This window comes from Micromonospora avicenniae, from assembly GCF_900156065.1.
In the GTDB taxonomy this organism is placed as follows: domain Bacteria; phylum Actinomycetota; class Actinomycetes; order Mycobacteriales; family Micromonosporaceae; genus Micromonospora; species Micromonospora avicenniae.
Genome location: NZ_FTNF01000001.1, coordinates 267,027 through 288,425, shown reverse-complemented (window position 1 = coordinate 288,425; position 21,399 = coordinate 267,027). Strand labels below are relative to the sequence as shown.

Genomic DNA, 21,399 nt, shown 5'->3' with positions numbered 1-21,399 from the left:
TCTCCCCGGGTCCACCGTACCGCCGGCCGGGCTCGGGGGGCGGTCGCGCACGCCGGGGCCACAGGGCAGGATGTTCGGCATGAGCGACCGCAGCGAGCGCATGCCGGACGACGTCGCCGGTGACCGCAGTCTGCCCGGTGCGGGTCTGGTCAAGGGGCTGGCGGTCACGCTGAAGACGATGACCCGGCGCTCCACCACCCAGCAGTACCCGGACGTGGCCCCAGAGCTGCCGCCCCGCTCGCGCGGCGTGATCGCGCTGCTCGAGGAGAACTGCACGGTCTGCATGCTCTGCGCCCGCGAGTGTCCGGACTGGTGCATCTACATCGACTCGCACAAGGAGGAGGTGGCGGTGCCCGGCGCCGCCCGCCCCCGCCAGCGCAACGTGCTCGACCGGTTCGACATCGACTTCTCGCTCTGCATGTACTGCGGGATCTGCGTCGAGGTCTGCCCGTTCGACGCGCTCTACTGGTCGCCCGAGTTCGAGTACGCCGAGTACGACATCAAGGACCTGCTGCACGACAAGGACCACCTCGGCGAGTGGATGGGCACCGTGCCGCCGCCGCCAGCGCACGACCCGAACGGCGAGCCGGCCAAGGAGGAGACCAGCGCCGCCCGCAAGGCGGCGGTCCCCGCCGCCCGGCCCACCACCCCGGCCGCACCCGAGCCCGGCTCGTCCGGCGAGGCGACGACATGACCGGTGCGGACGTGCTGCTGCTCGCCCTCGGCGCGGTGGCGGTCGGCTCGGGCGTGCTGGTGGTCACCACGAAGCACCTGGTCCGGGCGGGCCTCTACCTGGTCGTCTGCCTGGGCGCGCTGGCCGCCGACTACCTGGTGCTCACCGCGGAGCTGGTGGCCTGGGTCCAGGTGCTCATCTACGTGGGCGCCGTGGTGGTGCTGCTGCTCTTCGCGGTGATGCTCACCCGGGCGCCGATCGGGGCCTCGGACGACCTGGACCGGCCCGGCTGGCCGGCCGCGCTGATCGGCGGCGGCGTCGGGCTGGGACTGACCGCGCTGCTCGTCGACGCGTACCGGTGGACGACCGTGCGGCTGCCCGACGCGGGCACGGCCGAGCGGATCGGCGGGGAGATCTTCCGCAGCTGGGTGCTTCCGTTCGAGGTGCTCTCGGTGCTGCTGCTCGCCGCACTGGTCGGCGCGGTGGTGCTCTCCCGGCCGGACATCGGGCGGCCGGGAGCGGGGCAGCCGGGGCGTACGGAGGCGGGCCGGTGAGGCCGGTCATCCCGTACGTCACCGCGGCGCTGCTGTTCGGGCTCGGCACGTACGGCGTGCTGCGCCGCCGCAACGCGGTGCTGGTCCTGATGGCGGTCGAGCTGATGCTCAACGCGGTCAACCTGATCCTCGTCACCGCCGACACCACGGTGCGGGCCGCGCTGCCGCACAGCGGTCAGGTCTTCGCCCTCTTCGTCATCGTGCTGGCCGCCGCCGAGATCGGGGTGGGGCTGGCGATCGTGCTCCAGCTCTACCGGCTGCGGGCCACCGTGGCCGTCGACGAGGTTCCGCTGACCGAGCCGTCGCCGACGGTGGACGCGGACGCACGGGAGGCGCGGTGAACGGCACCACGGTGCTCGGTGTGCTGCTGCCGGTCGTACCGCTGGTGGCCGGCCTGCTCGGGCTGCTCCTGCCGCCCTCGCCGCGCGGGCTGACCGCGCACGGCCGGGACGCGGCGGCCGGCGAGACGTGGGCCCGGCGGGTGGCGATCGCCCTCGGCGTGACCGGTGCGGCCGGTGCGTTGGCGCTCGCGGTCGCCCTGCTGGCCACGTCGGACTCCCCGACCGAGGCGAGCACCACCTGGGTGCGGCTGGGCGGACTGGACGTCAGCCTCGGCGTCCGGCTGGACGGTGCCGCCGCGCTGGTCGCGGTGGCGGTCGGTGCGGTCGCGCTGGCCGTGCAGGTCTACTCGATCGGCTACCTGAAACGCGGTCCGCACGACGACGTCGACGTGGACCACCGCTACCCGCCGTACGCCGCCCAGATCAGCCTCTTCACGGCGGCCATGCTGCTCGTGGTGGTGTCGGGGGACCTGCTCCTGCTGCTGGTCGGCTGGGAGGTGATGGGCATCTGCTCGTACCTGCTCATCGCGCACGACCGCCGGCTGCCCGAGGCCCCCGCCGCCGCGGTGAAGGCGTTCCTGGTCACCCGGGTGGGCGACGTCGGTTTCCTGCTCGGCATCGCGCTGCTCGGCGTCTCCGCCGGTAGTTTCCGGATCGCCGACGTGCTGGCCGCCGACCACTCCGCCGGCACGCTCACCGCCGCCTGCCTGCTGCTACTCGCCGGCGTGGCCGGCAAGAGCGCGCAGTTCCCGCTGCACACCTGGCTGCCCGACGCGATGGCCGGCCCGACCCCGATCAGCGCGCTCATCCACGCCGCCACGATGGTCGCGGCCGGCGTGTACGCGGTCACCCGGCTCTACCCCCTCTTCGTGGCCGCGCCTGTGGCACTGACCGTGCTCGGGGTGCTCGCCTCGGTCACCCTGCTGCTCGGCGCGCTCGCGGCGACCGCCCAGGACGACATCAAACGGGTGCTCGCCTGGTCGACGGTGTCCCAGATCGGCTACATGACCGGCGCGCTCGCCGTCGGCTCACCTGGCGCGGCGCTGTTCCACCTGCTCACCCACGCCGCGTTCAAGGCGCTGCTCTTCCTCGCCGCCGGCGCGGTGATCCACGCCGTCGGCACCACCCTGATGTCGAAGATGGGCGGGCTGCGCCGCGCCATGCCTGTCACCTTCTGGTGCACGGTGATCGGCCTGGGCGCGCTGGCCGGGCTGCCGCCGCTCGCCGGCTTCTGGAGCAAGGACGGCGTGCTCGCCGCGGCGCAGGAGGCCGCGTTGGACGGCGCGGGACCGACACCGTCCTGGGTGGGCTGGCTGGTCTGGCTCTCGGGGCTGGCCGGCGTCGCGATCACCGCCTGGTACGCCACCCGGCTGTTGCTGCGCGCCTTCCTCGGCGAGACCCGGGCCCCGCTCGCCCACCCGCACGACCCGCCCGGCACGCTGCGCTGGCCGGTGCTGCTGCTCGCCGTACCGGCGGCGCTGCTCGGGTTCGCCGGGTTCGCCGGCCCGTTCGCCGACCGCCTCCAGCCGTCCGCGCCGGCCACCGCGGAACGCCCGTCGGATCTCCTGCCGCCGGAGCCGCTGGTGCACCTCGCGCCGTCCGTACTGCTGCCGCTGGCGCTGCTGCTGCTCGGCGCCGGCCTGGCCTGGGCCCGCTGGCGCCGCGACCCGGCCGCCGATCCGGCGGCCGCGTTGGGCCCACTGCGGCCGGTCTTCGCGGCGGCGTTCCGGCTCGACGACGTCCAGCACGCCCTAGTGGTACGTCCCTACCGGGCGCTCGCCCGGATGGTGCGTGCCGGTGACGAGCGGGTGGTGGACGGCGCGGTGGAGGGCAGCGGCCGGGCCGCCTCCAGCCTCGGTGCCGGGCTGGCCGCGCTGCACCGCGCCGCGCTGCCCCGGGCCGCCGCCGGGGTGCTGGCCGGCGCGCTGCTGATCGGGCTGGCCGCCGCGCTGATCGGAGCGAACGCATGACCTTCGGGCAGTTCCTGCTGGTCGCCGTCCTGGCGGTGCCGGCGCTCGGCGCGGTCGCGGTGGCGGCCACCCCGGCGGACCGGGCGGCCCGGCTGGTCGGCACGGTGGCCGCGGGGCTCACGCTGCTCGCCGCGCTGCCGCTCGCCGCCGGCGACCGGGGCTGGTTCGCCTGGTCGGCGACCGCACCCGCCGTACGCCCGTGGCACCAACTCGACCTGCCCTGGGTGCCCGGGCTCGAACTGCGCTTCCACCTCGGCGTGGACGGCATCTCCTACCCGCTGGTGGTGCTGACCGCGCTGCTCACCCTGCTCTGCTGCCTCTACAGCCTGCACCAGGTGCCGGCCGGCGGCAGCGGCCGGACGCTGGTCGCCCTGCTGCTGGTGATCGAGGTCGGCATCCTCGGCACGTTCCTCGCCCTGGACCTGGTCCTGTTCTTCCTCTTCTTCGAGGTCGTCCTGCTCCCCATGTACGCGGTCATCGCCGGCTGGGGCGGCGACGACCGGCGTCGGGCGGCCCGCAAGTTCGTCCTCTACACGCTCTTCGGCTCGGTGCTCCTGCTGGTCGGCGTGTACGTGGTGGTGTCCGCCGCCGGCACCGCCGACATCGTGGCGCTCACCGGTGGCGGCGGACTCTCCCGGGGCACCCAACTCTTCGCGTTCACCCTGCTCGCCCTCGCCTTCGCGGTGAAGAGCCCGCTCTGGCCGCTGCACTCCTGGCTGCCGGACGCACACACCCAGGCGCCCACGGTGGGCAGCGTGGTGCTCGCCGGGGTGCTGCTGAAGATGGGCACGTACGGGCTGATCCGGGTAGCGGTCGGGGTGGCCCCGGAGGGAGCCCGCTGGGCCGCGCCGGTGCTCGGCGTACTCGCCGTCGCGGCGATCCTCGTCGGCGCGCTGGTCTGCCTGGCCCAGACCGAGCTGAAGCGGCTGATCGCGTACTCCAGCGTCGGACACATGGGCTTCGTGCTGCTCGGCGTCGCCACGCTCACCAGCACCGGCATCCAGGCGGCGCTGATCGGCAACGTCGCCCACGGGGTGATCACCGGCCTGCTGTTCTTCCTCGCCGGGGCGGTCAAGGACCGTACCCACACCGGGGCGCTCGCCGAACTGTCCGGGCTGCGGGAGACCGCGCCCCGGCTCGCCGGCCTGCTCGGCTTCGCCGCGATCGCCTCGCTCGGCCTGCCCGGGCTGGCCGGGTTCTGGGGCGAGGCGTTCGCCGTGATCGCCGCGATCGAGGTGGGTGGGCCGCTCTGGACCACCGTCGGGGTGCTGGCCGCGGTCGGCGGGGCGCTCACCGCCGCGTACTTCCTGCGTCTGCTGCGTCAGGTCACCCACGGCCGGCCGAGCCCGGCGGTGGGCCGGCTCGCCCCGACGCTGGCCGGCGGGGAGCTGACCGCCTGGGCGCCGCTGGTGCTGCTCGCGCTGGCCATCGGGCTGGCCCCGGCGCTGGTGCTCGGCATCGCCGAGGCCCCCGTGAACGCCCTGGTGGAGGTCCTCCCATGAGCGCGAGGAGAAGCCGGTGAACCAGAACGTGGTGCAGAGCGTCGACCACGTGGCGCTGCTGCCGGCGTACCTGGCCGCCGGCACCGCCGTGCTGGTGCTGGTCACCGAGCTGGTGCTGGCCCGTTCGCGGGCCACCCTCGCCGTGGCGGCGCTGGGCGCGCTCGCCACCGCTGTCGGCGCGGCAGTGGTCGGCGCGGGCGACGAGCGACGTACTTTCTGCGCCGCCGCCGACTGCTCGTACGTCTTCGGCGGTCGGGCGGCCCTGGTCGGGGCGCTCTTCGCCCTGCTGACCCTCGGGGTGCTCGGGCTCTCCGGCGGGCACCTGCGGGCCGGTCGGGCACCGGTGGGGGAGTACTGCTTCCTGCTCGCCTGCTCGATGACCGGTGGGGTGGTGCTCGGTGCGGCGGGCGACCTGATCACCCTGATCGTGGCGCTGGAGACGCTCACCCTGCCGCTCTACGTGCTGGTCGGCCTGCGCCGGGGCAGCCTCGCCAGCGCCGAGGCGGCGGTCACCTTCTTCGTGGTCAGCGTGGTGGCCACCACGCTGAGCCTGCTCGGCGCCGCGCTGCTGTACGCGGTGACCGGCGAGTTGCACCTGGGACGGCTCGGCACGCTGCTCGCCCAGCGGCAGGAACTCCACGACCTGCCGTTGACCGCTGCGGCGGGCGCGCTGCTGCTGCTCGGACTGGCGTTCAAGGTCGCCGCCGTGCCGTTCCACGCCTGGGCGCCGGCCACGTACGACGGCGCGCCGCTGCCGGTGGCCGCGTACCTCTCGACGGCGTCGAAGCTCGGCGGCGTGGTGGCGCTGCTCGCGGTGGTGTCCGCGGCGCTCCCGGCCGACCTGACCGGCCCGGTGCTCGCCCTGCTCGCGGTGCTCACGATGACCGTCGGCAACCTGGTGGCGCTGCGCCAGCGGCGCACGGTCCGGCTGCTCGCCTGGTCGTCGGTGGCCCAGGCCGGCTACATCCTGGCCCCGCTCGGCGCGTTGGCGCTGGCGGCCGGACGCACCGGCGAGGCACGGGCCGGCGCGTACGCCGCCGCCCTCGCGTACGCCGTCTTCTTCGTGCTGCTGGAGCTCGCGGCGTTCGCCGGGGTGACCGCCCTGCGCCCGGCGGACGCCGACGGCGGCACCCTGGCCGAACTGCGCGGCGCCGCCCGCCGCCACCCCTGGCTCGGCGCGGGTCTCGGGCTGGCCCTGATCGGCCTCGCCGGGCTGCCACCGGGCCTGGCCGGTCTCTTCGCCAAGGTGACAGTGGTCCGCTCGCTGCTGGGCGGAGGCAGCGGGTGGCTCGCGCTCGTCGTGGCGGTGAACGCGGTGATCGGCCTGGCCTACTACCTGCGGCTGGCCGCGAGCCTCTACACCGTCCCCGCCCCGGGGACTCCGGCGCCCGCCGCCGGCGCGGCCCGGGCGGTGGCCGTGGTGCTGGCGGTGGCGACGGTGGCCGCCGTGGTGGTGGGGTTCGCCCCGCAGTTCGTGCTCGACCTCGCGGCGCGCTGACGCCGGGCCGCGCCGGGAAACCGCGCTCCCAGCCAACTCACAGCCATATCGCGGATGGTTGACGGGTATCGCAGTGTTGAACCGGTCGACGGGTCCCGGCGATCCGTACACCGAAGGAGTGACTGTGCACCACAACCGTCTCAAGACCGCCGCGCTGCTCGGCCTGCTCACCGCGCTGATCCTTGGGGTGGGTTACTGGTTCGGCGGCAGTGGTGGTCTGGTCATCGCCGTCATCATCTCGCTGCTGATGAACGGCATCAGCTACTTCTACTCCGACAAGCTCGCCCTGCGGGCGATGGGGGCGCAACCGGTCAGCGAGGCCCAATTCCCCGAGCTGTATCGGATGGTGCGTGAGCTGGCCACCGCGGCACAACAGCCGATGCCCCGCCTGTACGTCAGCCCCACGGCACAGCCCAACGCCTTCGCCACCGGACGTAACCCGCAGCACGCCGCGGTCTGCGTGACCCAGGGCATCACCGAGGTCCTCGACTACCGTGAGCTGCGCGGTGTGATCGGGCACGAGTTGTCCCACGTCTACAACCGGGACATTCTGATCTCCAGCGTGGCCGCCGGTCTGGCCGGCATCATCACCACGCTGGCGAACATCGCCTGGTTCATCCCGCTGACCAGCGGTGACGACGACGACGCGCCGAACCCGGCCGTACTGCTGCTCACCATCATCCTGGGCCCGATCGCCGCGACGATCATCCAGTTGGCGATCAGCCGAAGCCGCGAGTTCCAGGCGGACGCCTCCGGCGCCCGGCTGACCAACGACCCGCTGGCCCTCGCCAACGCGCTGCGCAAGATCGACGCAGTGGCCCGGCAGCGGCCGCTGCCGGCTCAGGGCAACCTGACCAGCGCCGCCCACCTGATGATCGCCAACCCGTTCCGCGGCGGCGGCATCGCGGCGCTCTTCTCCACCCACCCCAAGATGGAGGAGCGCGTCGCACGGCTGGAGCAGATGGCCCGCAGCGCCGGCCCGGTGCAGTACGTGCGCTGACCCGTAGCACCCGCACCGCGCCCGCACTCGGCAACCGCCGGTGCGGGCGCGATGCTGCGTGCGCGGGATATCCGCTTCATCCGGTCGACCCGCGGCGTTAGGGTCGGAAGGTTTCCCACCCATTACATCCCTGGAGGTTCGCGTGGCTGCTCTGCGCCAGTATCTGGGCGTCTGGCGGATCCCCGGCGCGCCGATGCTGCTGATCACCGGCATCATCGGCCGGCTCGGGATCGGCATGACACCGCTGGCGCTGCTGCTGGTCGTCGAGCAGGTGACCGGCCGGTACTCGCTGGCGGCCGTCGCCGGCGGGATCTACGCCGTGGCAGGTGCCGCGTTGAGCCCCGTCGCCGGCCGGATCGCCGACCGGATCGGGCCCAGCCCGGTGCTGATCGCCACCGCCGTCGCACATCCGCTGGCCCTCATCGGCCTGCTGGTGGCGAGCCGGTCCGGGGCCGACGGGCTCGTCGCGATCTACGTGGCCGCCGGGGTGGCCGGCGCCACGTACCCGCCGCTGACCGCAGCCATTCGCGGCGCCTGGAACGACCTCACCTCGCCCACCTCCGGGCGGTACCACCTCCGCAACACGGCGCTGGCCGCGGAGACATCGCTGTTCGAGATCGTCTTCGTGCTCGGCCCACTGCTGGTGGCCGGCTTCGTCCTGGTCGCCGACGCGACGGCCGCGCTGGTCGGTGCCGCGGTGGTCACCCTCGTCGGCACCACCGCGGTGGCCCTCGGCCGGGTGATGCGTGGCTGGCAACCACACCCGCAGGAGCACCACGCCCGCGGGCTCGGCCCGCTGCGGGTCGCCGGCTTCCCGGCCCTGCTGGTCTGCGTGGCCAGCCTCGGCATCGCGTTCGGCGCCGCCGGGGTGATCGTGCCGGCCTTCGCCGGCAACTACAGCGCCGGCGACGCGGAGAGCCTGGCCGGCGTACTGCTCGCTGTGTGGGGCATCGGCAGCGCCATCGGCGGATTCTGGTTCGGGGTACGCAAACCGGCGTTGAACATGACCCGCCAGTTCGCCGGCCTGCTCGGCGCGCTGGCCGGCAGTTTCGTGATCTTCGCGCTGATGCCCACTCCGCTGGCCCTGGGCATCGCCCTGGTCGTCGGCGGAGCCACCATCGCGCCCGCGCTGACCCTGGAGAACACCCTGGTCGGCCGGATCGCCCCGGCGGGCATGCTGAACGAGGCGTACACCTGGGTGGTCACCATGTCGGTCGCGGCGAGCGCGGCCGGTGGCGCGGTGGCCGGACTGATCGTCGACCACGCCGGTGGGGTGCCCTGGGCGTTCCTGTTCGCGGGGGCCGCGGTCGCCGTCGGGGCCGGGGTCGCGGCCCTGCCCGCCGGGCCGATCCGCCGTGCGGAGATCGATTCGGTACGCGTCGAGCAGCCGGTTCCCGCCTGAACCGGCTCCGCCGTTGGTCTGATCAACCAGGTCAGACCAACGGCGGGGCCGGACGGCGTGCCCCAACACCTTCACGTTCCGGATACCGACGGCGATCGACGGGCTGCACCCGTGGCCCTTCCGGCTGTCGTACTGCTGCGTCACGCCCGAGGTCCGGCGGCCGGCCCGGGGTGCCCGGGTAGGCCGTCGACCTTGGCACCAAGGTGCTCAACGCCTCGAAGTTCGCCGTCGGACTGGGGTGTGGCCGAGGCGGAGAGAGCGACGCTCAGCAGGTCACGGCGCAACGCGGAAGCCTTGGCGCCAGGTGGGGTGTGCCGGGTGCCAGCCCAGTTCGCGCTTGGCCTTCGCGTTGGATGCGCCGCGCAGTTCGGTCATGAGCACGACGCCGGCCTCTCCCGCAGCCAGCCGCCCGACGAACCGCGGCACGCGCATCGGCTTCTTGGCGCCCAGCAGCGCCGCCAGTTCCGGTAGCCACTCGGCGACCGGGGCGGGATCGTCATCGACGATGTTGTAGACACCGCGGCGGCCGTTCGCCACCGCCGCGACCGTGGCCTCGGCGGCGTCGCTGATGTGGACGAACGACCACACCCCGCCGCCGTCGCCGACGATCGGGAACTTGCGCTCACGGATCATCTCGAGCTGCTTCGAACCGGGCGCCATGGAGGTGCCGGGACCGTAGAACGCGCCGTAACGCAGCACGATCCCTTCGGTCCAGGCGGCGCCGAGCACGGCCTGCTCCAAGTGCTCGACCGCGGCGATCATCGAGGCCATCTGGCCGACGGGTGAGCGATCCAGAGGGTCCTGTTCATTCTTGACCGGCCCGCCGGTCCGCGCGTAGGTGAACGCTCCGTTGCTCTGGGCGACGAACCGGCGTACTCCGATGGCGCGTGCGGCCGCGAGCAGGTTGTCGGTGCCCTCGATCCGCAGCCGGTCGGTGGCGGCGAAGCTGCGTTCGAAGTGGCGAGTGTCGACGTGACCGATGGCGGTCAGCTGGTGAACGATCACCTCCGGGGCGGCCTCGCGTACGGCCGCCTCGACCTGGGCGCGATCCAGCGCATCGGCGATGACCGGTACCGCGCCCAGCTGTTCTGCCCTGGCCCTGCTGGACTCGCCGCGGATCATGGCGAACACCTCGTGTCCCGCCTCGACCAGACGTGGCACGAGTTCCTTGCCCATCGCTCCGGTCGCCCCTGCCACCAGCACCCTCATCGTCGGCTCCCTTGCTGTCCGGTTCGGATTCACCTTTTGAACCGGGCAGCCCGCCGTTTCCTGACAAGGGCCGAGGGTGAGCGGCGTCACATCACGAGCAGTGGCTCCCCGTGGTCGGCTGCCGCCCATTGCTCGGTCGCGCGTACGAGCTTGTCGGGGTTCGCCTGGGTGCGGCAGGCGCTGATGCCCTCGGCGGTGACCTCCAGACACATGATGGCGACGACCCGGCCGTCCACGACGGCGACAACGGCGGGCTCGCCGTTGGCGGTCCAGGCGTACAACTCGGGTGTGCCGCCGACGATGGCGCGCTTGGCCTCGGCGGGCTTGAACATGCCCCACACGAACTTCGCGACCGCGACGGCTCCCTCGAACGCCCTGGTGCGTGCCGGAACCTTCCCTCCGCCGTCGCCGATGGAGATGGCGTCCTCGGTGAGCAGGCGGACGAGCCCATCGGTCCGGCCACTGGTGGCGGCCGCGAGGAACTCCTCGACGATCCGCTTGGCTGCGGCCCGGTCGATCTCGCTGCGGGCCCTGCCGCACGCGACATGCTTCCTGGCGCGGTGAAAGACCTGCTGGCTGGCGGCCTCGGTGATGTCGAGGATCTCGGCGATCTCCCGGTGCGGGTAGTCGAAGGCCTCCCGCAGCACGTACACGGCCCGCTCGTTGGGGGAGAGGCGCTCCATCAGGACGAGGACCGCGTACGAGACAGATTCGCGCTGCTCAACGGTATCGGCCGGGCCGAGCATCGGGTCCCCCGCGAGCAGCGGCTCGGGGAGCCACCGGCCCACGTAGGTCTCGCGGCGTGCCCGCGCGGAGGTGAGCTGGTTGAGGCACAGGTTGGTGAGTACCTTCGTCAGCCAAGCCTCGGGGACCTCGACGCGGTCGACGTCGGCGGCCTGCCAGCGCAAGAACGTCTCCTGCACGACGTCCTCCGCCTCGTCCGCGGAACCGAGGAGACGGTAGGCGATGGCAGCCAGACGGGGCCTCGATCGCTCGAATCGGTCGATGTCATCCACCGTCAAAGGCATGGGCCTGATCATATTTCCGCAACGTCTCCGGCCGATCACGGCGCCTCTCGTGGATCGAGGCCACCCGGACGGCTGGGGAACGTGATCACCAGTGGCGCTGAATGCCGCTACCAACGCCGGGCGGCGCGGATCCGGCGGGCAGCCTGCCGGGCCGTCGGCAGCCCATCGTGAGCCACCGACGACGACTACCGGTGACGATGTCCGCGCAGGTAGCCCGGCGTAGCCCGACCGAGTGGCCGGGCCCTCCGAGGCCCGCTCACCTGTAGTTGGTGAACTGGAGCGCCACGCCGAAGTCCTCGCCCTTGAGCATCGCGATGATGGCCTGGAGATCGTCCTTCTTCTTGCCGGTGACCCGGAGCTGGTCGCCCTGAATCTGCGCCTGGACGCCCTTCGGGCCCTCGTCGCGGATCTTCTTGCTGATCGCCTTGGCCTTCTCCGAGTCGATGCCCTGGATGATCTTGCCGTCGATCTTGAACACCTTGCCCGACGGGCGCGGGTCGCCGGCGTCCAGCGACTTCAACGAGATGTTCCGCTTGACCAGCTTCTCCCTGAAGACCTCCAGCGCGGCCCGAACCCGCTCCTCGGTCTCGGCCTGCAGGGAGATCGCCTCCTCGCCCGACCAGGAGATCTCGGCACCCGTCCCCCGGAAGTCGAACCGGGTCGCAAGCTCCTTCTCCGCCTGGCGGAGGGCGTTGTCGACCTCCTGGCGGTCGACCTTGCTCACGATGTCGAACGACGGGTTCGCTGCCATGCTTCTGCTCCTGCTGTCCGGCGGTCCACTGGCGGTCGTACCGCTGACCAGCGGTACGACCCTCTGACGGTACCCGGTTGCGCCGGTGCCCGGGGGAGCCGCTATCCTTGCTTCCGTCGCCGCGTCCTGACGTGGTGACGCGCCCTGGCGGGTTGCCCGAGCGGCCAATGGGAGCGGACTGTAAATCCGTCGCGAAAGCTACAGAGGTTCGAATCCTCTACCCGCCACCAGGCAACGGCAAGGCCCCTGAACTGCGGAAACGCAAGGCAGGGGCCTTCCTCGTTCCGTGGCGATCATTGCCACCGTTGGCCCTCGTCTACCGCCCGATCGGGCACGCAACGGGCACGGAGGATGCCATGGCGTTTGTAAGCGGGGGCGAGGTTGTGGCGCTCGTGGGCGCCGTCCTCGGTACTGCGCTGAGCTACTGGTCCTTCAGGTCAGGGCGCCGCGCGTCGGATGAAGCCGAATCGGCGCTGAGTGCGGCTAAGTCGTACGAAGTGTCCCTGAACGCCGTAGCTGCGTTGTCCACGGTGACGTCCACCTCACCTACGAGCCGCAGGCCATCGATTCGCGGGTTGATCGACTAGTCGCCTCGCTCAGAGAGTCCGACCATCTGGTACAGGAGCTCCAGGCGGAGCTGCAGACACGGAAGGCGGCCGTCGATCGGCTTCGGGCAGAGGAGGAGGAGAGCCGTCGGCTGGCGTCGCTGCGCACAGAGGAGGCAGCAGCCGTGCGAGCGTTGATCGACAGCACGATTGCTGCCGCTCACGCCGAGCTGCAGAAGCTCTTCCTGGAGGAGCAGCAGGTGCTGCGGGACAAGCTGGGGGCGTTGCAGGAAGAGCTCGATCTCGTCCGCCGCAAGGGGCGGCGCGAACAGTTCATGTTCTTCGCCTCGGGTGCCCTGATCCCGGTACCTATTGGCTTCTTGGTGAACTACTTTTCGTAGTTGTTGCGTCGTCCTGGAACGGAGCAGATCTCCTCGTCGGGCAGTCACCAGGCCGTCCAGCCTTCCCGCAGGGGGACAAGGTGGAGCGCCCTGCCGGACGAAACGACGTTAGGCCCGTCCGGGGAGGCTGGTAGCCCTTGTGGTGTCCGGCGAGGTGTTGAGGTCTTCTGGTCGTGTAGTCCCCAAGCGGCAGCAACAAGATCGGGATAATCCTCAGACGCGACAAGAGCGAGCCTGGGGGGGGCTATTACGTATAAACTGCCTACCCTCTTCCCGTATAGCTATGTGAAGGAGCACGTTGCGCCCTGCATCGAGCTTCGACTTTGGATTGACCGGCTTTGCCGAGCGCTTTCACCAGGACTGGCGGCACGACGGTTCGGCTGTGAACCTTCTCGCCAGTCTGCTTGGTCCGGATACCGATCCGCGTGAGGTGGAGGCACTTCGATCTGATGCGCTCTTGATGCGGCGGGGCCTGACCGGCGAGAAGATCGAGACACTGTGGGGTGCGGGCACCGGAGGCACGTTCTGGTTCGGCCCGGACGGCCTGTGGCCGTCTGGGCCGAGCTGGCTCGAAGTTGTCGTCGAACGATGTGATCAGTGGCTCCGGACCTATGGCGCGCCGGAGCCGGAGCCCGAACCGGCACGGGAACTAGCTGACACGGTCGCCGCCGAGATCCGAACCATGACGGCGGCCGTACCCGAGCGGCTCGACCCCGGCCACGCGGTGGCCGACGCCCTCCTTCGATGCGTCCAGGTGTCCCCGGACCTGGCCTTCCGTTGGTCCCTGCGCATCGCACGGCAGCGTGGCTGGCCGCTGGAACGGAGCCAATACGAGCGCCTCGTCGCGCTCGGTGAGCAGTTCGAGTATGGCGAGTTCATCGTGTCCGACGCCGAGTACCTGACGGAGTAGCCCTTTCCTCCATCGGGCCTGGCCTCACGTAGCGAGAGGGAGCCTTCGTCGCTGTTGCGTGGGCGGCGCACTCGCGCAGGATTTTCGGTTCTTCATCCCGGCCAGGATGTGTTCGACCCGGCTTCGGATGATGTCGTACGGCTCCGTTGCATTGAGCGTTGGCAAGATCGAGGCAGGCTTGAGCAGTGACGTCAGTGGCTCGTCCTGGCCCAGAGCCAGAGCAAAGTCAGTTGATCATAGCCGGGATGCGTTGAGCAGGGCGGGGACGAGCATCTCGTCGGCGTGGTGAGATGCAATGGCCTGCTTGATCCTGGGGTGTCTGGCAAGCCGGATCAGGGCGATGGCGAGGTTGCGTAGCGTCGCCATGGCGTGGGCGACGTTGCCGAGCCTCCTTCGTTCAGCTGCTCATGGCTGTGGTGTCGCCGACCAGGCGCCGAGCTTCGGCGATGACATCGGCGTCGAGGTCCTCGGTCGCGGTGCTGGTGTGGGGGTGCCCGTCGTGAACTGCATCTACGTATTCGTAGGTGTTGTCAAGGCCGATCAGCTCGGCTGCCATGGGAGTGCCATCCCAGGTGATGAACCGGAATGCCCAGGACGTGAGGTCGCGAGGCGTGATGGTCCCCGCGAGCAGTCGGCGGGCCATGATCCGGAGCGCTTCCTCTTCGCCCTCTCGGCTGCCTTCCGGGTAGTAGGCCAGCGAGAGTTCTGCGAGCGCGCCTTCAAGCCAACGCCGCAGCTCGTCACTTTCGCTGCCCTTCACCGGCGAGATGCCGGCGAGGATCCGGAGGGTCGGACTGTCTGCATCTGCTACGAGACAGTCGCAGGCAGCGTCGATTACGTCGGCCGCTGTACCCGATCCGACGCTCCAAAGGATGGCGGCGTCCTGGAGGCGGGCGAGTGCGTCCTTGCTGACCATCGCTACATGGTCCGCCGCCAGGCCGGCCTTGTCTCCGAGATATTCGTCCGCCGACTGCGCCACGGCCGGCCGATTAAGCCGAGCTGTCTCTGCCGATGCCTGTGGCACGCTGGTCCGATGCACACGGCAGGCGGCGGCGTTCGTACTTATGACGAGGTCTTCGCGAGCTTGGCAGCTGTCTCGTTGGAGGACTCTTGGGTCCTGAGCCTCGATGCGTCACTAACCGAGCTGAGCTTTGTCCTGGACCTGGCCCTCACCCCGGCTCACTCTGCCTACATCGCATTTGCCAGAGGTCAGGCTTGTTGCTTCGCAAGGGGCACACTTCGGATCGAGAGCGAGTCTGCGGTACTCGTCCGTCGCTCGTCGCTGCCGCCAGCCACGGATGCTGCCGGCGAGCTCGACTACGGCCATATCGATGCCTTCCAGCAGGTGAGTTCGGGTGACGCGATGTGGGCGCTGACCGGTGACTGGGGCGAGGCCCTGGTGCGTGAGCCGCGAGTGGTGCTCGAACTAGACGACATTGCTCGGCGTTAGGCGAACTGAACTCTCAGTTGTCGATGCTGCTGGGTCCGCCGAGCGCGTGGGGCGTGGGCATATGGTGGGCAGTCGGGCGCGGGCGGGCGTCCGGCGACGGAGAAAAGGCAGGTCAGGGCGCATTGCTGGAGCAAGATCGCGGACGCCCTGTCAATCCGTGGCGGAAGCTACAGAGGTTCGAACCCTCTACCCGCCACCAGTTCCCTGCCGCCCGGCGGCCTCTCGCGGACAAGACGCGGACCGGCGTCGGCCACTGGCGCCCTACCTGCGCCGTCGTACCGGCGCTGTCACGTCCTGTCGCAGAGCCCGCATCAGAGCTTTGTGTCGATTGGTGCCACCACGTGGCATGAGTCGACGGGTGTACAGGGCTAGCAGCCCAGCCCACACGCTGGCCACCCCGATAAACACGGTCCCGAGCGCGATGACGAACGGGACGAAGACCAGCGGCGGCTTCAGGGCCCAAAGGGCGACTACGCCGATGGCCACACCCATCACTACCGCCCCGAGCGGCAGGCAGCGGTATCCGATGACCAGCAGCCGATACGCCCCAGTCACCCGGATCCGTTCGACCGCCTTGTCGACCTCTGTCATTCAGTGATCTTCTCGGGTCGCCGCAACTGATGAGACTCTGCGCTCCTGGCCAGCACGGCCTCGATCCGGCGGCGGGCGGCTTCCTCGTGCCTGTAGACGCACTTCGCGTAGACCGGCGATGCGGGCCAGAGCGAGCAGGTCGAGCAGGTCCTTCTCGGCGTTTCACACGGCCAGGGTCGGCACGCCGATTCGCGCGGGCAGCGCGGACAGTTCGGCTTCGAGGTCGTCGACGGTCTCGGCCGACCCTCATCAACTTGGTTGAGCCCGGATCAGGCGGCTGGCCCAGCTGGTTCGTACGTAGTAGACATCGCGTCCCTGCCGGTGCCGGCTGAGTAGCCCGGATCGCAGCAGGACGCCGAGATGATGCGAGACAGTGGCGGGGCTGAGGTGGTGGCGTTGCGCGAGCGCGGACGTGGTTGCCGGCACGGCCAGATCGGCCAGGAGTGCGGCGCGGGTGGCGCCCAGCAGGTCGGCGAGGGCGTGGATGGGACGCTCCACCGGCCGCCACAGTCGTGCGGTGTCGCCGGCGGGGTAGGTCAGCCGCAGTCCCCGTTCGCCGTGTCGGGTCAGGCCGGTGCGTGCCGTACCGAACACCGACGGCGTGAGAAGGAGACCATCGACCGTCGGAAAATCCTCGTGGTACGGCTTGTCGATCAGCATCGTCCACCCGTCGAAGGCGACCGTGTGGTGCAGGGTGGCGAGCATGTCGTCTGATCCATGTCGCACGGTGCGCCGGGCGCGTTGGTCCAGGTCGCGTTCCAGTCCGTCGCGGACCGTGCGCCATACCGGGCGTACGGCAGCCTGCCAGTACCTGTGCAACGCCGCCGCGGTGGCCTGCACCAGGACGTCCTCGCCGCGATCGAGTAGCGCCCGGACCGAAGGTGGGACTCGTCGGCCCGGCATGCCGACGGCCGGGTTGCCCTCGATCACCAGGGCGACGTCGCCGGCAGCACGGCCCACCGCGCACTCGATCATCCGATCCAGCTCGTCCGCGAAGTGTGCCTCGACCCCGTCGATCGGCGGCGGATCGAGAAAGGCCGGGGTAGCCCCCGTCGGCGGGACGAGGAAGCGCAGCAGTTGGGCGTCAGCCGGCCGGCCGTGCAGCTCCGCCAGCGCGAAGCGCTGCCAGTGACGCTGACCGGGCAGCCCGGCGGCCTCGCCGAGAAAGCGGAGGCTCGCCAGCGCCTCGGTCAGCGGCGAGTACCAGAACCGCAGGTTGCGGATGGCGTGATCGCCCAGGCCAAGGCGGAACATGAGGTCCATGCTGGCAGCGTGCGGTCACGACGTGGTCACGGTACGCGCCGTTTCGATCGTCCTCGAATCGCTGTCGTCTCGAGGACGAGAAGCGGTGAGGTGGGCGAGCGGGGATTCCCCGTCAAGTGTCTAGGAGGAACCTCATGCGTCGAACGGTAGTCGTCACTGTGCTCAGTGCAGCACTGGCGGCCGGCCTGCCAGCCGCCGCCCAGCCCGCCCAGTCCGCTCAACCCACCCGCGACGCGAGCAGTCACGCGCCGAGGCGGCAGTCCTTCGAGGCGGCGGTGGCCGCACACCTGCGTGCCATCGTGCAGCGGGACCCTCCCGGGTACGCAGCGACGCTCGCGCCACAGGTGCAACTCGTGCTCCCGGACGCGAGCGTGGTCTCCGGAAAGGATGCGGTTGTCGAGGTCAATCGGGAGTTCTTCGCCGACCGGACGTGGCGGCTGGAGGCGACCGAGATGTCCCGGGGGCTCGGGGACCGGGCGGGTACGGTCGTCTATCAATTCACATTCATCTACTCGCTGCCGGACGGTTCCAGCTTGCGCGGGACCAGTGTCGTCGGCCTGACGTTCGTGTGGCAGCGGGGCCGGTGGCTACTCCTGCACGACCAGAACACGAGAGCCCTGCCGACTCCCGAGCAGACCGTGCCGGCTCTCCGGAGTCGTGCGGGGTTCGGGGCTTGAGAGTGGCGCTCTAAATCCGTCACGAAAGCTGCAGAGGTTCGGATCCGCTACCCGCCACCAGGTGCACCAGCGGCCCTGACCAGCAGAGATGCTGGTCAGGGCCGACCTGGTGCCTGCGGTCCTGGCCGGGTGAAGATCTACTGGCCGAGCGTGCATCTGTCGCGGGTTCGCTTGTCGGGCAACCTTCGGCGGCGTCGGTCGGGTAGTAGCCGGTGACTCGTCTTCTAAGGAGAGCCGGTGGCATCGAGCGATACGTTCGCCGAGTTCGTGGCGACACGATCACCCCGTCTGCAACGCACCGCCTATCTGCTCACCCATGACTGGGCGCAGGCCGAGGATCTGCTGCAGATGGCTCTGGTGCGCGCCTGGGGCGCGTGGGGGCGGATCGACGGGGACCCCGAGCCGTACGTGCGCAAGGTTCTGGTGAACGTCTACGCCTCGTGGTGGCGGCGCAGGTGGCGTCACGTCGAGCAGCCGATGTCGCAGCTGCCGGAGCCTCCCACGGTCGACCACATCTCCCGCGTCGACCGGCGGGACGAGGTGTGGCAGGCGCTGGGCAGGCTGCCCCGACGGCAGCGGGCGGTGTTGGTGCTGCGCTACTTCGAAGACATGACCGAGGCGCAGATCGCGGACGCGATGAGCATCTCGGTGGGCACGGTCAAGAGTCAGGCCAAGAAGGCATTGGAGAAGCTGCGACTGGACGAGTCGCTGACGTTGGAGGCGGCGTACCGATGATCGATCTCAGGGAGCTCATGGATGAGCGGTCGGCTCACGGGGTGCCGGTCGGTGGACGTCTGGAGAAGGTCCAACGGGCAATCGCGGTACGGCGGCGTCGGCGCACCATGGCCGGAGCTGCGGCCATGGTGGCGACGCTGGCAGTGGTGGGTGCCTCGACCGTCGCCCTCAGCGGGAAGCCGGCTCAGTTCGCTCCTGGATCGGCGACCCTGCCGGCCGGGGAGCCGACCGTCAGCCCGTCGGCCGGGGAGCCGACCGTCAGCCCATCAGCCACCGCGAAACCGGTGGCGGGCCGCAAGATCGGTCCCTTCGCCGAATACTCCCGCAGCTATCGCGTGGTTGCCGTCGGCACGGCGCCGGTAAGCGCCAGGAAGGTGACCCTCACCTGGGCGGTCAACTCGACGGACGTCCGGTTCCTCAGCTACTGCCCGGGCCTGCCCAGCAAGCACCTCTCGCTCGACGCCGAGATCGCGATCAACGGCGAGCCCGCGGCCATCTCCATGAACTGTCTTTCGGAGCTGCACCAGGACCCGACGGGATCGGAGTCGGGCGTGGGAGTGAGCGTCGGCGACACGGTAACGGTGACGTACACGGTCACCGGCGCGCAGGACATGAAGGGGGCCGGCCGCCGGCTCCCGACGATCCCGACGCAGGGCACCGTGCACTTCGCCGTGGCCGAGAAGGTGCCGTTCACCCAGTACCCCCTGCCGGCCCGGCCGGCCCGACTGGAGCCGCCGAAGCCGGACGGCATGGCGGGCGAGCCCGGTACCAGGGTCGTACACAGCGATCGGGCAGACCCCAACAAGGCCGTCAGCATCACCATGCCCTGGCACCGAGGCTACGACTTCACAGTTGTCCCGCAGACGCCGGGCATCTACGGCGTATCCGTGAACGGCGTCGCTGTGCTCACGGGAGAGGTCTACGACTATTCCGGCAACGGCCCCAACGCGAGCTGCCAGGTCAAGCGGAACGATCAAGGGTTCTGCGTACCGGAACTGCAGTCCGTGCGAGACGGCGACGAGGTCACGGTCACCGTCACCGCACAGCACGCCACCGGCCCCTGGCTGGCCGAGCTCCGCTCGCAATGGCAGGACTGATCAGCCCGACGTCGGCGCGGCGACACATCTCCGAGGCCGAGCCGCTCCAGCTCAGCCCGGCCGGCACCGGTCGGGGACAGCGGACGGCCCCGAGGTCGCTCGGTACCCGGCCGTCCAGGGGCGTGCTGTGCGACACGGCGGTGCGTCAGCGCCGGGACGGCCGTACATGATCGGATCGGACCGCAGCGATCGGGTGCGGCCGGGGGTTCCCCGGCCAGGCTTGACGTCGAAGGGAGGCCTCGTGATCTCAGCACTCAACCGGCTCGTCGATTTTATCGAAGCGCACCTCACCGAGGAGTTCGACGTCAACGGACTGGCCAGGACCCTCGGCACGACCGAGTACCACCTGCGCCGGATGTTCTCGTCGTTGGCCGGCATGCCGCTGTCGGAGTATGTGCGCCGGCGGCGCATGACCGTCGCGGCTGCCGACGTCGTCCGCGGCGAGGACGACCTGCTGAGCATCGCCGTCCGGCACGGGTACGGCTCGACCGAGGCGTTCGGACGCGCGTTCCGGGCGGTCCACGGTGCCGGCCCCGGTGACGTTCGCCGCGACGGAGGCCCCCTTCGCACTCAACCGCAGCTCAGGTTCCGCCTGACCGTCGAAGGGAGCATCCCCATGGACACCCGCATCGTCGACCGCCCCGCGTTCCGGCTCGTCGGACACGCCGCCCGGGTTCCGCTGATCCACCACGGCATCAACCCGTACATCCAGCAGCACATCACCTCACTGCCGCAGGAGGCGCATGTCCGGTTGAAGGCCCTCAGCAACACCGAGCCGGGTGGCCTGCTGCAGGTCTCCGACGACGTCGACCCCGACAGCACCGAGGGCAGCGAACTGACCTACCTGCACGGGGTCGCCGTCTCCCGGGACACGGCGACCCCCGACGATCTCGACGCCATCGAGGTGCCGGCCGGCATGTGGGCGGTCTTCCGTACCGCCGGACCCCACCCGCAGGCACTGCAGACCGTCTGGGCCGCGACCGCGACCGAATGGTTCCCCGCCAACCCGTGGCGGCTGCGGCCGGGGCCCTCGATCGTCGCGATCCTCGAACGGGCGGACGACTTCAGCACCGCGACCTGCGAGCTGTGGTTGCCCATCGAACCGGTCTGACGTAGTGGCTGGTGTCGCCGGGCAGCCCCGCCGTCGTCTCCGTCACGGCACACGTGGCGCGGTCGACGCGCGGCTGCCCGGCGTCCGGCCCACCACCGCGGGCACGTCTCCGGCAGCCGACGACGCGGACTTCCGCGACCGGCCCCACAGTCCCCGCGCACCCAGGTAGAGGAACGGCAGCAACAGCAGTACGTCGGCGACGTGCGCGATCGACACCTCGCGGGTGATCCGGCTCATCGGGAAGGCGATCGCGCCCAGGCAGAGCAGTACGCCGACCGCCGGCGGCGCGGTGCGGGTCCAGCCGAGCGCCACGCCCAGCGCGAACAGGGTGAGCGGGAAGAGCGGGCCGGCGATCCAGAACAGGGTCGTGGCGAAGGGGTACTGGTTGAGCAGGTCGATCGTCTGGGCATGCGAGACGTCGAACAGGCCCTCGTGGATGCTCTGTACGCCGAACGCCACCCCGCCGACGGTCGCGAAGACCGTGACGGGCAGTGCGACGGCCACGTACCGGGGCGCCGTGGCGCGTAGCCGGTCGTACAGTCCGATCAGACCGACGAGCCAGCAGAAGCAGGAGAGCGCGACGAGCGTACCGGCGGTCACGCCCTGCGAGTCGGGCCCCCAGAAGAAGGAGGCGAGCAGGTTCAGGGTTGATCCCAGGATGAGAAACATGGACCAGACGCTATGGCTGGCG

At 70.5% G+C, this 21,399-nt stretch carries 22 protein-coding genes and 1 tRNA gene; 16 read left to right on the top strand and 7 right to left on the bottom strand.

From position 1 onward, the window contains the following. Positions 1-79: 79 nt before the first annotated feature. From BXA10_RS01370 to BXA10_RS01335, 8 genes are all read left to right on the top strand, one after another. Positions 80-694 (top strand): NuoI/complex I 23 kDa subunit family protein, encoded by a 615-nt coding sequence (locus BXA10_RS01370; RefSeq protein ID WP_425436005.1) that lies wholly within the window; start codon positions 80-82, stop codon positions 692-694. After that, a complete protein-coding gene (locus BXA10_RS01365; RefSeq protein WP_076466707.1) occupies positions 691-1,227 on the top strand; it encodes an NADH-quinone oxidoreductase subunit J family protein in 537 nt (178 codons plus the stop codon). The genes BXA10_RS01370 and BXA10_RS01365 overlap by 4 nt, the downstream gene beginning before the upstream one ends. Then, positions 1,224-1,568 carry an NADH-quinone oxidoreductase subunit NuoK gene (nuoK, locus tag BXA10_RS01360; RefSeq protein ID WP_076466706.1) on the top strand — a complete coding sequence of 115 codons (345 nt, stop codon included), beginning with the start codon at positions 1,224-1,226 and terminating at the stop codon, positions 1,566-1,568. The genes BXA10_RS01365 and nuoK overlap by 4 nt, the downstream gene beginning before the upstream one ends. Then, on the top strand, positions 1,565-3,538 hold the full coding sequence (locus BXA10_RS01355; protein ID WP_076466705.1) for an NADH-quinone oxidoreductase subunit 5 family protein: 1,974 nt from the start codon (positions 1,565-1,567) through the stop codon (positions 3,536-3,538). The genes nuoK and BXA10_RS01355 overlap by 4 nt, the downstream gene beginning before the upstream one ends. Then, positions 3,535-5,040, top strand: coding sequence for a complex I subunit 4 family protein (locus BXA10_RS01350; protein WP_076466704.1), 1,506 nt, complete (start codon positions 3,535-3,537; stop codon positions 5,038-5,040). Before BXA10_RS01355 ends, BXA10_RS01350 begins: the two co-directional genes overlap by 4 nt. 16 nt (positions 5,041-5,056) lie before the next feature. Then, positions 5,057-6,538 (top strand): NADH-quinone oxidoreductase subunit N, encoded by a 1,482-nt coding sequence (locus BXA10_RS01345; RefSeq protein ID WP_076466703.1) that lies wholly within the window; start codon positions 5,057-5,059, stop codon positions 6,536-6,538. Between the two features lie 124 nt (positions 6,539-6,662). Then, the gene (gene htpX, locus BXA10_RS01340; protein ID WP_076466702.1) at positions 6,663-7,538 is read left to right on the top strand and encodes a zinc metalloprotease HtpX; all 876 of its coding nucleotides are present in this window, start codon (positions 6,663-6,665) and stop codon (positions 7,536-7,538) included. A 142-nt stretch (positions 7,539-7,680) separates the two neighbouring features. Beyond that, complete coding sequence (locus tag BXA10_RS01335; protein WP_076466701.1) at positions 7,681-8,940, top strand: MFS transporter; 1,260 nt, start codon at positions 7,681-7,683, stop codon at positions 8,938-8,940. 273 nt (positions 8,941-9,213) lie between these two features. On the opposite strand, the gene BXA10_RS01330 is transcribed toward BXA10_RS01335, so the two are convergent. The 3 genes from BXA10_RS01330 to BXA10_RS01320 form a co-directional block, all read right to left on the bottom strand. Continuing rightward, a complete protein-coding gene (locus tag BXA10_RS01330; RefSeq protein ID WP_245828086.1) occupies positions 9,214-10,278 on the bottom strand; it encodes an NAD-dependent epimerase/dehydratase family protein in 1,065 nt (354 codons plus the stop codon). Continuing rightward, a complete protein-coding gene (locus BXA10_RS01325; protein ID WP_076466699.1) occupies positions 10,236-11,177 on the bottom strand; it encodes an RNA polymerase sigma-70 factor in 942 nt (313 codons plus the stop codon). The genes BXA10_RS01330 and BXA10_RS01325 overlap by 43 nt, the downstream gene beginning before the upstream one ends. A 256-nt stretch (positions 11,178-11,433) precedes the next feature. After that, the gene (locus BXA10_RS01320; RefSeq protein ID WP_076466698.1) at positions 11,434-11,928 is read right to left on the bottom strand and encodes a YajQ family cyclic di-GMP-binding protein; all 495 of its coding nucleotides are present in this window, start codon (positions 11,926-11,928) and stop codon (positions 11,434-11,436) included. Positions 11,929-12,074: 146 nt separating this feature from the next. Between BXA10_RS01320 and BXA10_RS01315 the strand changes: the two genes are divergently transcribed. The 3 genes from BXA10_RS01315 to BXA10_RS01300 all read left to right on the top strand — a co-directional run bounded on the left by BXA10_RS01315 (position 12,075) and on the right by BXA10_RS01300 (position 13,784). After that, positions 12,075-12,158: transfer RNA gene (locus BXA10_RS01315), tRNA-Tyr, on the top strand. A gap of 500 nt (positions 12,159-12,658) precedes the next feature. Next, a complete protein-coding gene (locus BXA10_RS01305; RefSeq protein ID WP_076466696.1) occupies positions 12,659-12,874 on the top strand; it encodes a hypothetical protein in 216 nt (71 codons plus the stop codon). A 298-nt stretch (positions 12,875-13,172) separates the two neighbouring features. Next, on the top strand, positions 13,173-13,784 hold the full coding sequence (locus BXA10_RS01300) for a hypothetical protein (RefSeq protein ID WP_076466695.1): 612 nt from the start codon (positions 13,173-13,175) through the stop codon (positions 13,782-13,784). Positions 13,785-14,181: 397 nt separating this feature from the next. On the opposite strand, the gene BXA10_RS01295 is transcribed toward BXA10_RS01300, so the two are convergent. Then, a complete protein-coding gene (locus BXA10_RS01295) occupies positions 14,182-14,700 on the bottom strand; it encodes a hypothetical protein (RefSeq protein WP_076467301.1) in 519 nt (172 codons plus the stop codon). A 117-nt stretch (positions 14,701-14,817) separates the two neighbouring features. On the opposite strand from BXA10_RS01295, the gene BXA10_RS01290 reads away from it, so the two are divergent. Further along, positions 14,818-15,234 carry a hypothetical protein gene (locus tag BXA10_RS01290; RefSeq protein WP_076466694.1) on the top strand — a complete coding sequence of 139 codons (417 nt, stop codon included), beginning with the start codon at positions 14,818-14,820 and terminating at the stop codon, positions 15,232-15,234. A 261-nt stretch (positions 15,235-15,495) separates the two neighbouring features. Here BXA10_RS01290 and BXA10_RS01285 read toward each other — a convergent pair whose 3' ends face one another. Then, a complete protein-coding gene (locus BXA10_RS01285; RefSeq protein WP_076466693.1) occupies positions 15,496-15,825 on the bottom strand; it encodes a hypothetical protein in 330 nt (109 codons plus the stop codon). Between the two features lie 249 nt (positions 15,826-16,074). Then, positions 16,075-17,088 carry an ArsR/SmtB family transcription factor gene (locus BXA10_RS01280; RefSeq protein ID WP_139337859.1) on the bottom strand — a complete coding sequence of 338 codons (1,014 nt, stop codon included), beginning with the start codon at positions 17,086-17,088 and terminating at the stop codon, positions 16,075-16,077. Positions 17,089-17,222: 134 nt separating this feature from the next. Between BXA10_RS01280 and BXA10_RS01275 the strand changes: the two genes are divergently transcribed. From BXA10_RS01275 to BXA10_RS01260, 4 genes are all read left to right on the top strand, one after another. After that, positions 17,223-17,765 carry a YybH family protein gene (locus tag BXA10_RS01275; protein ID WP_084752076.1) on the top strand — a complete coding sequence of 181 codons (543 nt, stop codon included), beginning with the start codon at positions 17,223-17,225 and terminating at the stop codon, positions 17,763-17,765. Between the two features lie 237 nt (positions 17,766-18,002). Continuing rightward, positions 18,003-18,500 (top strand): SigE family RNA polymerase sigma factor, encoded by a 498-nt coding sequence (locus BXA10_RS01270; RefSeq protein WP_076466690.1) that lies wholly within the window; start codon positions 18,003-18,005, stop codon positions 18,498-18,500. A 17-nt stretch (positions 18,501-18,517) separates the two neighbouring features. Beyond that, positions 18,518-19,597 carry a hypothetical protein gene (locus BXA10_RS01265; protein ID WP_139337858.1) on the top strand — a complete coding sequence of 360 codons (1,080 nt, stop codon included), beginning with the start codon at positions 18,518-18,520 and terminating at the stop codon, positions 19,595-19,597. A 241-nt stretch (positions 19,598-19,838) separates the two neighbouring features. Continuing rightward, positions 19,839-20,708, top strand: coding sequence for an AraC family transcriptional regulator (locus BXA10_RS01260; RefSeq protein ID WP_076466688.1), 870 nt, complete (start codon positions 19,839-19,841; stop codon positions 20,706-20,708). A 42-nt stretch (positions 20,709-20,750) separates the two neighbouring features. Here BXA10_RS01260 and BXA10_RS01255 read toward each other — a convergent pair whose 3' ends face one another. Then, complete coding sequence (locus BXA10_RS01255) at positions 20,751-21,377, bottom strand: hypothetical protein (protein WP_076466687.1); 627 nt, start codon at positions 21,375-21,377, stop codon at positions 20,751-20,753. Positions 21,378-21,399 lie beyond the last annotated feature (22 nt).